Here is a 13954-nt window from a genome sequence, read left to right as displayed (position 1 = left end):
AGAGAGGGGCACGGGCATGAGTGCGGTGGTCCCGGAGGAGACGGCACGTATGGCTGAGGGGCCGTACTTCGACGAACTGGCGGTGGGGCAGGTGTTCGGCGGGGCGCCCGGGGTGACCCTGACCTCCGGTCACGCCGCCACCCACCAGTCGATCGTGGGGGACCGGCTCGCGCTCCCGCTGGACGAGGAACTGAGCCGCGCCGTGACGGGCCAGGCACCTCTCGCCCACCCCGCACTGGTCTGGGACATGGCGATCGGGCAGTCCACGCTGGCCACCCATCATGTGAAAGCCAACCTCTTCTACCGCGGCCTGGTCCTGCGCCGCACCCCGCTCATCGGCGACACGCTGCGCACCTCCACAGAGGTCGTCGCCCTGCGTCGCAACAAGGACCGTCCCGGGCGCCGTCCCACTGGTCTGGCCGCCCTGCGGATCACCACCACCGACCAGCATGATCGCCCGGTGCTGGATTTCTGGCGGTGCGCCATGTTGCCCCTGCGGGACCCGGACGCCGGTACCGGCCACGCGGCCGACTTCGACACCGTGGGTGCGGAACCCGACCACGCGTCGCTCGCCGCGGTGGTGCGGGGATGGCGACTAGACCGGTTCGCTCGGCGCGTGGCATGGCCTCGGTTCGCCGATCTGGCCGCGGGCATGGTCTGGGAGGTCGGCGGCGGGGACGTCGTGTCGGGCGCTCCCGAGTTGGCCCGGCTCACCCTCAACGTGGCCATGGTGCACCACGACCGCCATGCCGCGGGCGGGCGGCGGCTCGTCTACGGCGGCCACACGATCGGAGTGGCCCTCGCGCAGGCCACCCGAGCCCTGCCTTCCATCGTCACCGTGGTGGGCTGGCAGGGCTGCGACCACCTGGGTCCCGTCCATGAGGGGGACACCCTGTACAGCACGGTGGCAGTGGAGCGCCTGCGGCCGCTGGGCGAACACGGCGGGCTGGCGCACCTGCGCTCGCGGGTCCGCGCGGTCGGCGACGACGAGCCCGCCCGCTCCGTCCTGGACTGGCGCTATGCGGTCGTGCTCGCATGAGGAGCACCGTCAAGCGGACGACGTGAACCGCCGGACCCCGTCGACGCGTTGCGGGCTGACCGCTCCCAGCTGGGCCAGGACATCCAGGTGGGCGTCGATCTCCAGCACCGCAGTCATCGCGTGCACCGGCGGGAGTTCGTCGAGCCCTTTCCGGCGACGGGTCCACGGCAGGGCGCGGGCCACCGCGTAGGCCGTGTCGGCGCCGGCCGCGACCTGCCGGAGGACCTCGTCCAGCCGCTCCTCGTGATGCGCGATCAGCTGGTCCACCCGGGTGTGGACGCTCCTGGTCACGGGGCCGTGGGCGGGCAGGAGCAGCGCGTCCGGCAGCTGTCGGGTCAAGCGCAGGGAGGCGAGATAGGACCGTAGCGGGTAGCGCTCGGGCGAGCGTTCGAAGCCCAGCGACGGAGTGATGTGCGGCAGCACGTGGTCACCGGAGAACAGCAGGCCGTCGGTCGGGTCCCCGACCACGACATGCCCCCGTGTGTGGCCGGGGGTGGCCCGTATGTCCAGGCGGCGGCGTGCGAGATCGATCCGCTCACCGTCCCTCAGCCACTCGTCCGGAGGCCCGAACGGCATGTCCCGGTCGCTCTGTTCGACCGGTACGGCGGCGATCAGGGCCGCTAGGTCGGGGGCGCCGCACTCGCGCAGCAGCTCGACCTGGCGGGGCCACACCCCGTCCTCCAGATCGAAGCCCTCGATCGTGTGGCGCTCTTCCCAGCCGACCCGGACCCGGCTGCCGATCGACTCACGCAATGCCAGGGCCTGGGTGTAGTGGTCCCAGTGGGCGTGGGTCACGATGATCTGGCCGATGTCGTCCAGGCGGTGTCCGAGGCTCTGCACCGCCTCGATCAGTGCCTTCTCGGTGTCGGGCCCGGCCCAGCCCGAGTCGATCAGCACCAGGCCGTCGTCGTCCTCGATCAGGTAGACGTTGACCGCCGCCAGCCCGTCCAACGGCAGCGTCAGAGGGATGCGGTACACGTGGTCCACCACGGGGTGGGCACCGGGTTCGGTCCAGTCGTCGGATTGTTCGAGCAGCGGTGGCGCCACGGTGTGCTCCTGCAAGCTGACGGCGAGGGATTTTATCTATCGTATATTAAAATTTGCAGGTGGGTGAGAGAGCCTCTGGCCGGCCGGGTCGGGAGCAGTGCAAGTGGCGGGTGTGGCAGGACGGGTCATCGTGGCGCGGAGCGCAGTGCCGCTCCCCGAGTTGCCGTCCTCTTGAGCTCGTGCAGTGCCCACGAGAGCACTTCCGGGTCGCGGAGTGACTCGGCCTGCTCGAACCCGATCAGAAGGTACATGCCGAGCGTGGCGAGTCGGTCGGCCTCTTCCGCGTCGACCAGGGCGGCGAACGCCTTCCGGACGAAGCTGTGCCGCTCCAGGTCGACGCTCTCCTGGATCCGGTGGACCGCAGGGTCGATCGTGCTCCACGCCCGGATCGCGGCTTCCGCGCCGTGCGGGAGTTCCATGGCCGCATCGAGGAGGACCTGGAGCCGGTTGAGCGGGTCCGGTTCGAGTCGGGCCAGCTCGACGAGCCGGTGGGTGCGCTCCTGGTGCCAGTGGTCCAGCAGTGCCTCCGTGAAGGCGCCCCAGTTCGTGAAGTGGTGATAGAAGGCGCCTGTCGTCACGCCCATCCGTTCGCACAGGGGGGCGAGTTTGAGTCCGCCGTAGCCCTGCGCGGCGAGGATGGCGAACGCGCAGTCGAAGTAGCGGGCGGCATCCTTGCGTGCGGGCATGCGCGGACTCCTGGTCGGGGTGTGGGAAGTCATGGTAGGCGCCCCGCGGGCATGAGTTCGGTGCCGGGCTCTAGTCGCCATAAGAAGACTTATGTTACGTTCCCGAAACGCGCCCCCCTTCGAGACCGCGGCACGTGAGGTGCTGCCCGTCGGGGACCCGTTTGGGTATGGAATCTAATCAAACTTATATTTGAATCGCTCGTCGGATTCGGGCGATCTTCCTCGCGGACGTCAGGAGGAACCGTGGGATTCAGAGACGCGGACGAGGTCAGGAAGTACATCGGCGGCATCTTCGAGGCGGCGTTCGCCGACGCGGAGATCGGGCCCAAGCTCCGGGACACCGCAATGGTGCTGCAGTTCGCCTTCACCGAGCCGGACACGGTCGTGGAAGTGGACACGACGGCGGGCACCGTCGGGGACGGCACCGGCGGTGCACCCCCGCAGGCCGTCATGAGAATGGCGGCCGACGTCGGCAACGCCTACTGGCAGGGCAAGGTCAACCTCCCGCTGGCGATGGCCAAGAGCAGGATCAAGGTCGAGGGCAACGTGGCGAGCCTGCTCAAGCTGGCACCGCTGGGCAAGAAGCTCTTCCCCCTCTACGTCGAAAGCCTGCGCGGCGACGGCCGGGACGACCTCGTCCTCTGAGCCCGCCCGGGCCCGCCACCCCACCCACGGAGGAAACATGGCCATCCAGTCCACCGAAACCGCGCCACGGGCGTACGACCCGGTCAGCATCTCCCCGTTGTCCTTCTGGGCCGGCACCTGGGAGGAACGGGAGAAGGCGTTCCGCACACTGCGCGACGAGCGCCCGGTCAGCTGGCACCCGCCCCTCGAAGGCGCCCTGATGCCCCCGGAGAACGACGGCGTGTGGGCCGTCACCCGGCACGAGCACATCGCCGAGGTCAGCAAGAACCCGGAGATCTACTGCTCGGCACGCGGAGTGATGGTCGAGGAGATCCCCGAGGACATCCTTGAGGCGGCGTCGTCGTTCCTCGCCATGGACGCTCCACGCCACTTCCAGCTCAGGCGCCTGGTGAGCTCGGCGTTCACACCCAAGCAGGTCGCGAGGATCCACGACCAGATCCGGCGGCAGGCCACGACGATCGTCGACGACCTCCTGACCACGCGGGAGGGCGACTTCGTCAGCCAGGTCTCCAAGCGGCTGCCCATGTGGACCGTCTACGAGATGATGGGCCTCCCCGAGGACCAGCGCGAACTGGCCGCCCATCACGCCGACGGCATGGTCTCCTGGGCGGACGAGGACGTCGCCGCGGGGCGCGAACCGGGCGAGGTGCTCAACGAGGCCCTGGTCACCCTGTTGCAGATCGGCCTGGAACACGCCGAACGCCGCAGGGCGGAGCCGAAGGACGACCTGTGGACCAGCCTGGTCCAGGCCGAGGTGGACGGCCGGCGGCTGACCGACGACGAGATCGCCGCCTACTTCGTGCTGCTGTCCGTGGCCGGCAACGACACCACCCGCAACACGATCAGCGTGACCGCCCGCGCCCTCCAGGACTTCCCCGACCAGAAGGCACTGCTGCTGGAGGACTTCGGGGGCCGGATCGCCCCGGCCGTCGAGGAGTTCGTCCGGTACGTCACCCCCGTCCAGACCTTCCGCCGTACCGCCACCCGCGACACGGTGCTGGGTGGGCAGGAGATCAGGGAGGGCGACTGGGTCCTGATGATGTACGCGTCCGGGAACCGGGACGAGCGCGTCTTCAAGGACCCGCACCTCCTCGACATCCAGAGGCCGGCCAACAACCACCTGGCCTTCGGTGGCGGCGGTCCGCACTACTGCATGGGCAACTTCCTGGCGAAGATGCAGCTCACCGAGATCTTCGACCAGCTGCTGCACCGTGCGCCGACCCTTCGGGTGGGCGAGCCCGTGTATCTCGCCGGCAACTTCGTGCGTGCCGTCAAGAGCATGCCGTACACCCTCTGAGCGCGTTGAGAGGCAGTCAGATGTCGCAGTTCGCGGGAAAGCGTTACCTCGTCACCGGAGCCGCCTCCGGCATCGGTCACGAGGTCGCGGAGAAGCTGGTCGCCGCCGGCGCGGAGGTGTACAGCCTCGACCGTAACCAGCCCACGGCGAAGGTCCATGCCCACATCAAGGTCGATCTCTCCGGCCCCGCCTCCATCGACGAGGCGGTCGGCCGGCTCGACGGCACCTTCGACGGGCTGCTCAACATCGCCGGCATCCCCGGCACGGCTCCGGGCGACACCGTGTTCGCCGTGAACTTCCTGGCCGTACGGCACCTGACGGAGTCGCTGCTGGAGCGGCTGAAGCCGGGCGGCTGTGTCGTGATCGTGTCGTCGACCGCCGGCTTCGGCTGGCAGGAGCGACTCGGGGCCATCAGGGAACTGCTGGCCACCGACACCTTCGAAGAAGGCGCGCGATGGTTCGCCGACCATCCCCAGCAGGGCAACGCCTACAACTTCTCCAAGGAGGCGACGACCGTCTACACGATGGCGATGGCGCTCGCCCTGGGAGAGATGGGCCTGCGTATCAACGCCGTACTGCCGGGGCCGGTCGAGACACCCATCCTGGCCGACTTCGAGCAGTCGATGGGCAAGGACCAGCTCGACGGTGTGAAGGGGCTGCTCGGCCGGCACGCCACACCGGACGACATCGCCGGCGCCGTGCTGTTCCTGCTGACGGACCAGGCCCGCTGGATCAACGGTCACGCGCTGACCGTCGACGGCGGCATCACCGCCGCGGTCCTCTCCGGCAACGTCCCGGCGCCCCAGGTCTGAGGGGCGGACGGACATGGCCACCTCACCGAGCACCCGGGCCGCCCAGGAGGCGGCCGGACTCGACGCACTGATGGCGACCCTGCGGTCGGTTCACGCCGACGGCCGCACCCGGAGCCTGGAATGGCGCAAGCGGCAGCTCGACGGCATCGCACGGCTCGTGGAGGAACGCGAGACGGAGATCGCCGAAGCCCTGGCCATGGACCTCGGGCGCGGCGCCGCGGAGTCCTGGCTGGGCGACATCACCTCCACCCGGGGAGAGGCGCTCTACGCACGCCGGCATCTGCGCTCGTGGATGAAGAGGCAGCGACAGCGCATGCCGCTGAGCCAGCAGCCGGCGTCGGGCTGGGTGCAGTACGAGCCGCTCGGGGTCGTGCTGATCATCGGGCCCTGGAACTACCCGGTGTACCTCAGCCTGGGCCCGCTGGTCGCGGCGGTGGCCGCGGGCAACTGCGCCGTACTCAAGCCGTCCGAGCTGGCCCCGGCCACCTCCGCGCTGCTGGCACGGCTGGTCCCGCGGTACCTGGACCCCGAGGCGGTCAAGGTGGTCGAGGGCGACGCCATGGTGACCCAGGACCTCCTCGCCCTGGGCTTCGACCACGTACTGTTCACCGGCGGAACCGAGATCGGCAAGAAGATCATGGCCGGAGCGGCTCCGACGCTGACCCCGGTGACCCTCGAACTCGGCGGGAAAAGCCCGGCGATCGTCCTGGCCGACGCCGACCTCGACGTCGCCGCGCGCCGCATAGCGTGGGTCAAGCTGATGAACTCGGGACAGACCTGCGTCGCACCGGACTACGTGCTCGTGGAACGTACGGTCCGGGATGCACTGGTCGACAGGATCGTCGCGTCCATGAAAGCTTTCCGAGCCGACCAGGACGGCGGGATGCGCATCGTCAACGAGCGTCAGTTCGACCGGATCGCCGGTTACCTCGGCGCCACCGAAGGCTCGGTCGTGACCGGCGGTGGCACCGACCGCGCCGCGCTGACCGTCGAGCCGACAGTCGTCGTGGACCCGGCCCCCGACGAACCCCTCATGACCGAGGAGATCTTCGGACCCGTCCTGCCCGTGCTGACCGTCGACTCGGCCGACGAGGCCATACGCTTCGTCACCCGACGCCCGAAGCCGCTGGCCCTGTACGTCTTCACCAGAGGCAGGGCGGCACGCACCCGGCTCGTGGACGAGATCCCCGCCGGCGGCGCCGTCGTCAACCACGCCGCGATGCACTGCCTCGTCCCCTCCCTCCCGTTCGGCGGGGTCGGCGCCAGCGGGATCGGCGCCTACCACGGGGAGTGGGGCTTCCAGCGGCTCAGCCACCGCAAGGCCGTACTGGCCAAGACCTTCAGACCCGACCCCCGCGCCATGTACCCGCCGTACACCGAGAAGGCGCTGAGCATGATGCGCCGGATCCTCTGACCCGCAGCCGGACCGACACCCCAGCGAGGACGCCATGCCCAACCCAGCGCCAGACTCACCCATGTGGTACCCCGGAGCGCACCGGGGGGACAAGGAGACCAAACCGGCGGTCGTCATGGCGGACACCGGCGAGGTCCTCACCTACGGCGAGCTCGACGACGCCGCCAACAGGATCGCGGGCGTGTTCGGGAGCCGCGGGCTCGCCCCGGGCGACCACGTGGCGATCTGCGCGGAGAACCGTGTCGACTACCTGGAGGTGGTGTGGGGCGCGCACTACGCGGGCCTCTACTACACGCTGATCAGCACCCACCTCGCCCCGGACGAGGTGGCGCACATCGTCAGGGACTGCGAGGCCGGCGCCGTGGTCCTCTCCGCGACGACCGCGGCAGTCCACCTCGATGCGGTACGGGCGGCGGTCCCCGGCGTAGCCGTTCTGACCCTCGACGCAACGCCTTACGACGGGGCCGAGGAACTGTCCGTCCTCAAGAGCGGCCAGCCCGCCGAACCGCTCCCGGGCGCGGTCGAGGGCTCCGAGATGCTGTACTCCTCCGGTACGACGGGCAGGCCCAAGGGCATCAGGCCGACCTCGGTCGGCGCTCCGCTCGGCACCACGCCCCCGATCCCCGCACCGGCCCTGGCCATGTTCCAGGTCGACGAGGACACCGTGTACCTCTCCCCGGCCCCGCTCTACCACGCGGCGCCGGCCAAATGGACCCGCAGCGTCACGGCTGTCGGCGGGACCGTGGTCGTGCTGCGGAAGTTCGACGCCGCCCTGGCCCTGGAGGCGATCGCGAAGCACCATGTCACGCACAGCCAGTGGGTGCCCACCATGTTCACCCGCCTGCTCCGGCTGCCCGAGGAGGTACGGCGCGGGTACGACCCGTCCTCCCACCGCTTCGCCATCCACGCGGCGGCGCCGTGCCCGCCGCAGGTGAAACAAGCCATGATCGACTGGTGGGGGCCGATCCTCGTCGAGTACTACGGGGGCTCCGAAGGGCATGGCATGACCGTGTGCACCACCGCGGAGTGGCTGGAGCACCCAGGCGCCGTCGGCCGGGCGGTGGTCGGCCGGGTGCACATCGTCGGCGCGGATGGAGAGGAACTCGCCCCCGGCCAGGAGGGTGTCGTCTACTTCTCCGGCGGGCCGCCGTTCGAGTACTACAAGGACCCGGACAAGACCAGGTCGGCACAGCTGCCCGGCGGTCTGGCCACCATGGGCGACATCGGCAGGCTGGATGAGGACGGCTACCTCCATCTCACCGACCGGCTCAGCAACATGATCATCAGCGGCGGGGTGAACATCTACCCCCAGGAGATCGAGAGCCTGCTGGCGAGCCACCCGGACGTCGAGGACGTCGCGGTGATCGGCGTGCCGGACGAGGAGTTCGGCGAACAGGTCAAGGCCGTCGTCACACGGGTGCCGGGCCCCGACTCCGACGAGGCCGTAGCCGCACGGCTCATCGCGTACTGCCGCGACCGCGCGGGGCACGTGAAGTGCCCGCGCTCGGTGGACTTCCGCGCGGAACTGCCCCGGCACCCCAACGGCAAGCTCCTGAAGCGCCTGCTGAAGGACGAGTACTGGGCGGGTCAGGCCACCCGACTGGTCTGACCCGCGCGCAGCCGTCTTTTACCGAGGGGCCCACCCGCCGGAGCCTCCTACAGCATGGGCCGGAAGCCGCCTGCGGTCACCTGCATCCATGTTTTCTAATCTACCCAAGATTCAAATCTACTGCCGGGAAAGGCCCGCCGCCTGTGACCACCGAAGCCTTTGTCTACGATGCGATCCGCACGCCGCGAGGCCGCGGCAAGAACACCGGCGCACTGCACGGCACCAAACCGGTCTCCCTGGTCGTCGGGCTGATCGACGCCCTGCGCAAGCGCAACCCGACTCTGGACCTCGACCGTCTCAGCGACCTCGTCCTCGGCGTCGTCACGCCGGTGGGGGACCAGGGCGCCGACATCGCGCGCACCGCCGCCCTCGTGGCCGGACTGCCGGACACCGTGACCGGCGTCCAGCTCAACCGCTTCTGCGGCTCCGGCCTGGAGGCGGTCAACACCGCGGCGCAGAAGATCCGCTCCGGATGGGACGACCTGTTCCTCGCGGGCGGCGTGGAGTCCATGTCGCGGGTACCGATGGGCTCGGACGGCGGAGCCCTCGCGGCCGACCCGGCCACCGCCTACGACCTGGGATTCGTGCCGCAGGGCGTCGCCGCCGACCTCCTCGCCACCATGGAGGGCTTCACCCGCGCGGATCTCGACCGGTACGCGGCGGGCTCGCACGAGCGAGCGGCACGGGCCTGGCAGGAGGGCCGGTTCACGGGCTCCGTGATCCCGGTGACCGACCAGAACGGCCTGGTCGTCCTCGACCGCGACGAACACCTGCGGCCCGAAACCACCACGGAGAGCCTGGGCCTGCTGCCGCCCGCCTTCGCCAAAGCCGGCGAGGCGGGCGGGTTCGACGCGGTCGCCCTGCAGAAGTACCACCACGTCGAGTCCGTCGACCACCGGCACACGGCCGGCAACTCCTCCGGCGTCGTGGACGGAGCGGCCCTGCTGCTCCTCGGCTCCGCGCAGGCTGGACACGACCTCGGGCTCACGCCCCGGGCCCGGATCACCGGCGCCGCGACCTCCGGGGCGGATCCCACGATCATGCTGACCGGCCCGATCCCGGCCACTCGCAGGCTGCTCGCCCGCGCCGGGCTGACGGTCGACGACATCGACCTGTTCGAGATGAACGAGGCCTTCGCCTCCGCGGTCCTGAAGTACGCGAGGGACCTGGGCGTGCCACTGGAGAAGCTCAACGTCAACGGCGGTGCCATCGCCCTCGGACATCCCCTCGGCGCGACCGGCGCCATGCTCGTGGGCACCGCCCTCGACGAGCTGGAACGCCGTGGCGCCCGGCGGGCCGTGGTCACCCTGTGCGTCGCGGGCGGCATGGGCGTGGCGACCCTCGTCGAACGCATCTGACGCCGTCCAACACGTCGTAGGGAAGAGGAAGACGAGACATGAGCGAGCAGGACACCATTCACTGGTCCCGTGACGAGGACGGCGTCGTCGTACTGACTCTGGACGCCCCGGGCCAGTCTGCCAACACCATGAACGCCGCCTACGTCGCGTCCATGGGCCGGGCCGTCGACCGGCTGGAAGCGGAGCGCGACACCGTCACCGGAGTCGTGATCACCTCCGGCAAGAAGACTTTCTTCGCCGGCGGCGACCTGCACGACATCATGGCGGCGCGCCCCGAGGACGCGCAGTCGGTCCTCGACACCGCCACCCGGGTCAAGGACCAGCTGCGCAGGCTGGAACGGCTGGGCAGGCCCGTGGTCGCCGCCATCAACGGCAGCGCCCTCGGCGGCGGCCTCGAGATCGCCCTGGCCTGTCACCACCGGATTGCCGCGGACACTCCGGGCTGCCGGATCGGGCTGCCCGAGGTCACTCTCGGCCTGCTGCCCGGCGGTGGTGGCATCGTCCGCACGGTCCGCATGCTCGGCGTTCAGGACGCGCTGCTCAAAGTGCTGCTCCAGGGGCAGAAGCACCGACCGCAGGCGGCAGTGGCCATCGGCCTGGTGGACGAGGTCGTCGACACGGCTGCGGAACTCCTGCCCCGGGCCAAGGCGTGGCTCCGGGCGAACCCGGAGCCGGTGCAGCCCTGGGACACCAAGGGACACCGCATCCCGGGCGGCACCCCGTCCACCCCCTCCTTCGCCGCCGTCCTGCCCGCCCTCCCCGCGAATCTGCGCAAGCAGCTCAAGGGCGCACCGGTCCCCGCACCGCGGGCCATCCTGTCGGCGGCGGTCGAGGGCGCGCAGGTGGACTTCGACACCGCGCTGCGTATCGAGTCGCGCTACTTCGTGGAGCTGGCGACCGGACAGACCGCCAAGAACATGATCCAGGCGTTCTTCTACGACCTTCAGCACATCCAGTCCGGCGGCTCCCGTCCCGAAGGCCACGAGAAGTCGGTCGCACACAAGGTCGGTGTCCTCGGCGCGGGCATGATGGGGGCGGGCATCGCCCACGTCTGCGCCCTGGCCGGACTGGAGGTCGTCCTCAAAGACGTGTCGGCCGAGGCCGCGGGGAAGGGCAGGGACCATTCGGCCGGGCTCCTCGCCAAGGCGGTACAGCGGGGCCGGATGACCCGGGCCGACGCCGACACCGTCCTGGCAAGGATCACGGCCACCGCACTCCCCTCGGACCTGACCGGCTGCGACGTCGTGATCGAGGCGGTGTTCGAGAGCCAGGAACTCAAGCACAAGGTCTTCGCCGAGATCGAGGAGATCGTGGCCCCCGCCGCGCTGCTCGGCTCCAACACCTCCACCCTGCCGATCACCGGGCTGGCCGAAGGCGTCGAACGCCAGGCGGACTTCATCGGGCTGCACTTCTTCTCGCCGGTCGAGCGGATGCCGTTGCTGGAGATCATCCGGGGCGAGCGGACCAGCGACGCCACGCTGGCCCGGGCGATCGACCTCGCGGGACAGATCGGCAAGACCCCGATCGTGGTCAACGACAGCCGGGGATTCTTCACCAGCCGGGTGATCGGGGCGTTCGTCAACGAGGCCGTGACCATGGTGGGGGAGGGGCTGCCGCCCGCCTCCATCGAGCAGGCGGGAGCCCAGGCCGGGTATCCCGCGCCGCCTCTGCAACTGGTGGACGAACTCTCGTTGACCCTCTGGCTCAAGGTCCGGGAGGAGACGATCGAGGCCCTGGAGAAGGAGGGGCGGGACGCGCCCGTCTTCGGCGCGGACGACGTCGTGCGCCGCATGGTGAGGGACTTCCACCGCGGAGGCAGGACAGCGGGGGCCGGCTTCTACGAGTACGCCGAGGGCAGGCGCCTTCGGCTGTGGCCCGACCTGGCGGAGCACTTCGGCTCGGGCCGGCACCGCATCCCTTTCGAGGACATGCGGGAACGGATGCTGTTCGCCGAGGCGTTGGAGGCTGTGCGGTGCTTCGACGAAGGGGTGATCCTGTCCGAGGCGGACGCCAACATCGGGTCTCTTCTGGGGATCGGTTTTCCGGCATGGACCGGGGGCGTCGTGCAGTACGTCAAGGGCTACCCGGGAGGTGTGGCGGGCTTCGTGACGCGTGCCAGGGATCTGGCCGACCGCTACGGTGAGCGCTTCCTTCCGACGCCGTCCCTGGTGGCCAGGGCCGACGCGTCCGGCGACCGCGTGTGAAACGACAGCGGAACGGGTTGACTTGAGGCTGCCTGACCCGGCCGCCGTCCCGCGGTCGGCCGGACCGGCCGTAGCGAGGTCGTGAGCCGCGGCTACGTGCTCAGCGGGCGGAGGAGGACGGCGATCAGCCGCAGGCGTCGGCGTCGAAGACCGATGCCCGCGGGGCGTCGATCACGCCTGGAGGAGTGCCGGATACGCGTGTGCCGCGTGCCCGGAGACGGTGCCGAGGGGCAGCCGACGGGTTCGGTGGTCTGCGGCCCGCCGTGAGGCCGGAGGCGGCGGAGCGGGACAGCGGGATCTTCTGCGTGAGCTTGTCGCCCTCGACGTCCAGGTCGGGCAGCAGACACGGCCCAGCCAGGCGGGGATCCACCAGGACAGCGCCGCACGCCCCCTCGCGCGAGCACCTCGGTACTTGTGGCCGACCTCAATGATCACGCGGTACTCGTCGTCGGCGGCCGGCGCGGACGACGAGTCGTGTCACTGCTCGTGCGGATCGGGATCGTCGCCGTCGTACTCGACGACCAGGCGGAGGTCCGCTGTGAGCTCGCCGAGCTGACGGGCCGTTCGGCCGGGCCGGTGACAACCTGACCGTCAAGCCGGTCAGCCGCCCCAGGACGCCTCTGGCTTCGTCGTGCTGCCCCGAGCTAGGTCGTCGAGGTCGCTCGCGTGGATGATGCACGCACGCCGCCATGCCCGGGACTACGAACGGCTCATCCAGTACTCAGGCCCTGATCGTCTGGGCCGTCATCACCCTCATGACCAGGGCCAGGGAAACCCACATCGGCCACGAGTGCCTGGCGGGCGTGGTCACCGTTCCGCGGTCAAGCGGATCCGCGCAGCCCGTGCTCCATCTGCTCTCTAGGCGGAGGCGGCAGCCACGAAGAACGGAATGGCGATGAGGAAGCGGTCGGCCTCGGCGCGTCGGTGCTGTTCGGCGAGCCACTCATCGGCCTGGTCACGGCTGACGGCACCGCTCATGCAGGCCGACTCGGCGAGCCCGGTGAGGAGCGGCAGCATCGCGGGATCGGTGAACACGCTGGTGTGCACCTCGACGGTGACGTCGTTGAAGCCGCCGTCCAGGAGCAGGTCGCGGTACTGGCGGGCGGCGCGGGGTGTGCTCAGGAGGTCGGCGCGGGCGTGCACGATCGTGCGGGTGAGCGCCGCATCATCAGAGTCGACCATGATGGCGTCCCAGTCCTGCCCGACCAGGACGATCCTGCCGCCCGGGCAGAGGACGCGCCGCGCTTCCGCCACCGCGCGCCATGGCTCCTGAAGTGCGTGGAAGACCTTGTCGGCCCGGTAGCCGCGCACACTTCCGTCGGCGAACGGCAGATCCTCCGCCCCCGCTTCCCGGAACTCGGCCGCCGGCCACCGTTTCCGGGCCTCGGCCAGCATCCACGGATCGGGATCCACGCCTACCGCGTGGACGCCACGCTCGGCCAGCTCGGCGACGGCCCGCCCGGCACCGCAGCCGATGTCCACGACAGACGAGCCCGGGACAGGAGACAGCAGTTCGTAGGAGCGGGCCCGCAGCAGGATGGCGCTCGGCATCTGGTCCATCGCGTCGAGGAGGGCCAGCATGGCCTCGGTGCCGCGGTGCTTTTCCACGAAAGGAGTCGTCACAGCCATGGCCTCCTGCCTGTCCTTGTCAGTCATGGTTCGGTCAACCCTTCGAGTTCTGGGAGATTGGCGGGGGATCGGCCGTTCAGGAGCCCAGGATGTGGTTGGCGACCGGTGCCCTGTGCCGGGTATGACGATGCGTTCGAAGCCGTTCGTGAACAGGTCGTCCGTGCCGTCGCTCACCTCCACGGAAAAGCAGTTGTCGTCCGCCCCGTGGAGGTAG

Annotated in this window: 12 protein-coding genes and 1 pseudogene; 9 read left to right on the top strand and 4 right to left on the bottom strand. The window is 70.0% G+C overall.

Annotated elements, in window-relative coordinates:
- Positions 1–16 precede the first annotated feature (16 nt).
- Positions 17–1039: a MaoC family dehydratase gene (locus ABKA17_RS40570; protein WP_353697423.1), complete on the top strand. Its 1023-nt coding sequence runs from the start codon at positions 17–19 to the stop codon at positions 1037–1039.
- A gap of 9 nt (positions 1040–1048) precedes the next feature.
- On the opposite strand, the gene ABKA17_RS40565 is transcribed toward ABKA17_RS40570, so the two are convergent.
- Together ABKA17_RS40565 and ABKA17_RS40560 are read right to left on the bottom strand one after the other, a co-directional pair.
- Complete coding sequence (locus ABKA17_RS40565; protein WP_353697422.1) at positions 1049–2086, bottom strand: MBL fold metallo-hydrolase; 1038 nt, start codon at positions 2084–2086, stop codon at positions 1049–1051.
- A gap of 125 nt (positions 2087–2211) precedes the next feature.
- Positions 2212–2772, bottom strand: coding sequence for a TetR/AcrR family transcriptional regulator (locus ABKA17_RS40560; protein WP_353697421.1), 561 nt, complete (start codon positions 2770–2772; stop codon positions 2212–2214).
- A gap of 243 nt (positions 2773–3015) precedes the next feature.
- Here ABKA17_RS40560 and ABKA17_RS40555 point away from each other — a divergent pair, with 243 nt between their 5' ends.
- From ABKA17_RS40555 to ABKA17_RS40525, 7 genes are all read left to right on the top strand, one after another.
- A complete protein-coding gene (locus tag ABKA17_RS40555) occupies positions 3016–3417 on the top strand; it encodes an SCP2 sterol-binding domain-containing protein (RefSeq protein WP_353697420.1) in 402 nt (133 codons plus the stop codon).
- A 37-nt stretch (positions 3418–3454) separates the two neighbouring features.
- Entirely contained in the window at positions 3455–4714 is a 1260-nt protein-coding gene (locus ABKA17_RS40550; RefSeq protein ID WP_353697419.1) for a cytochrome P450, read from the top strand.
- Between the two features lie 20 nt (positions 4715–4734).
- On the top strand, positions 4735–5526 hold the full coding sequence (locus ABKA17_RS40545) for a coniferyl-alcohol dehydrogenase (protein ID WP_353697418.1): 792 nt from the start codon (positions 4735–4737) through the stop codon (positions 5524–5526).
- A 13-nt stretch (positions 5527–5539) separates the two neighbouring features.
- Positions 5540–6940, top strand: coding sequence for an aldehyde dehydrogenase family protein (locus ABKA17_RS40540; RefSeq protein ID WP_353697417.1), 1401 nt, complete (start codon positions 5540–5542; stop codon positions 6938–6940).
- Between the two features lie 61 nt (positions 6941–7001).
- Positions 7002–8549 (top strand): acyl-CoA synthetase, encoded by a 1548-nt coding sequence (locus tag ABKA17_RS40535; protein WP_353697416.1) that lies wholly within the window; start codon positions 7002–7004, stop codon positions 8547–8549.
- Between the two features lie 143 nt (positions 8550–8692).
- Positions 8693–9907, top strand: a complete 1215-nt coding sequence (locus ABKA17_RS40530) for an acetyl-CoA C-acetyltransferase (RefSeq protein ID WP_353697415.1) — start codon at positions 8693–8695, stop codon at positions 9905–9907.
- A 38-nt stretch (positions 9908–9945) separates the two neighbouring features.
- Positions 9946–12111, top strand: coding sequence for a 3-hydroxyacyl-CoA dehydrogenase NAD-binding domain-containing protein (locus tag ABKA17_RS40525; protein WP_353697414.1), 2166 nt, complete (start codon positions 9946–9948; stop codon positions 12109–12111).
- Between the two features lie 124 nt (positions 12112–12235).
- Here ABKA17_RS40525 and ABKA17_RS40520 read toward each other — a convergent pair whose 3' ends face one another.
- Positions 12236–12481 carry a hypothetical protein gene (locus tag ABKA17_RS40520; protein ID WP_353697413.1) on the bottom strand — a complete coding sequence of 82 codons (246 nt, stop codon included), beginning with the start codon at positions 12479–12481 and terminating at the stop codon, positions 12236–12238.
- 211 nt (positions 12482–12692) lie between these two features.
- Here ABKA17_RS40520 and ABKA17_RS40515 point away from each other — a divergent pair.
- Positions 12693–12882: pseudogene (locus tag ABKA17_RS40515) on the top strand (IS5-like element IS4811 family transposase); the annotation flags it as partial.
- An 87-nt stretch (positions 12883–12969) separates the two neighbouring features.
- Here ABKA17_RS40515 and ABKA17_RS40510 read toward each other — a convergent pair.
- Positions 12970–13692, bottom strand: a complete 723-nt coding sequence (locus ABKA17_RS40510; protein WP_353697480.1) for a methyltransferase domain-containing protein — start codon at positions 13690–13692, stop codon at positions 12970–12972.
- Between the last annotated feature and the right edge of the window lie 262 nt (positions 13693–13954).

The organism is Streptomyces sp. RG80 (assembly GCF_040446465.1).
Taxonomy (GTDB): domain Bacteria; phylum Actinomycetota; class Actinomycetes; order Streptomycetales; family Streptomycetaceae; genus Streptomyces.
The sequence above is the reverse complement of the archived record's forward strand: the minus strand, read 5'-3'. Positions and strand labels throughout refer to the sequence as shown.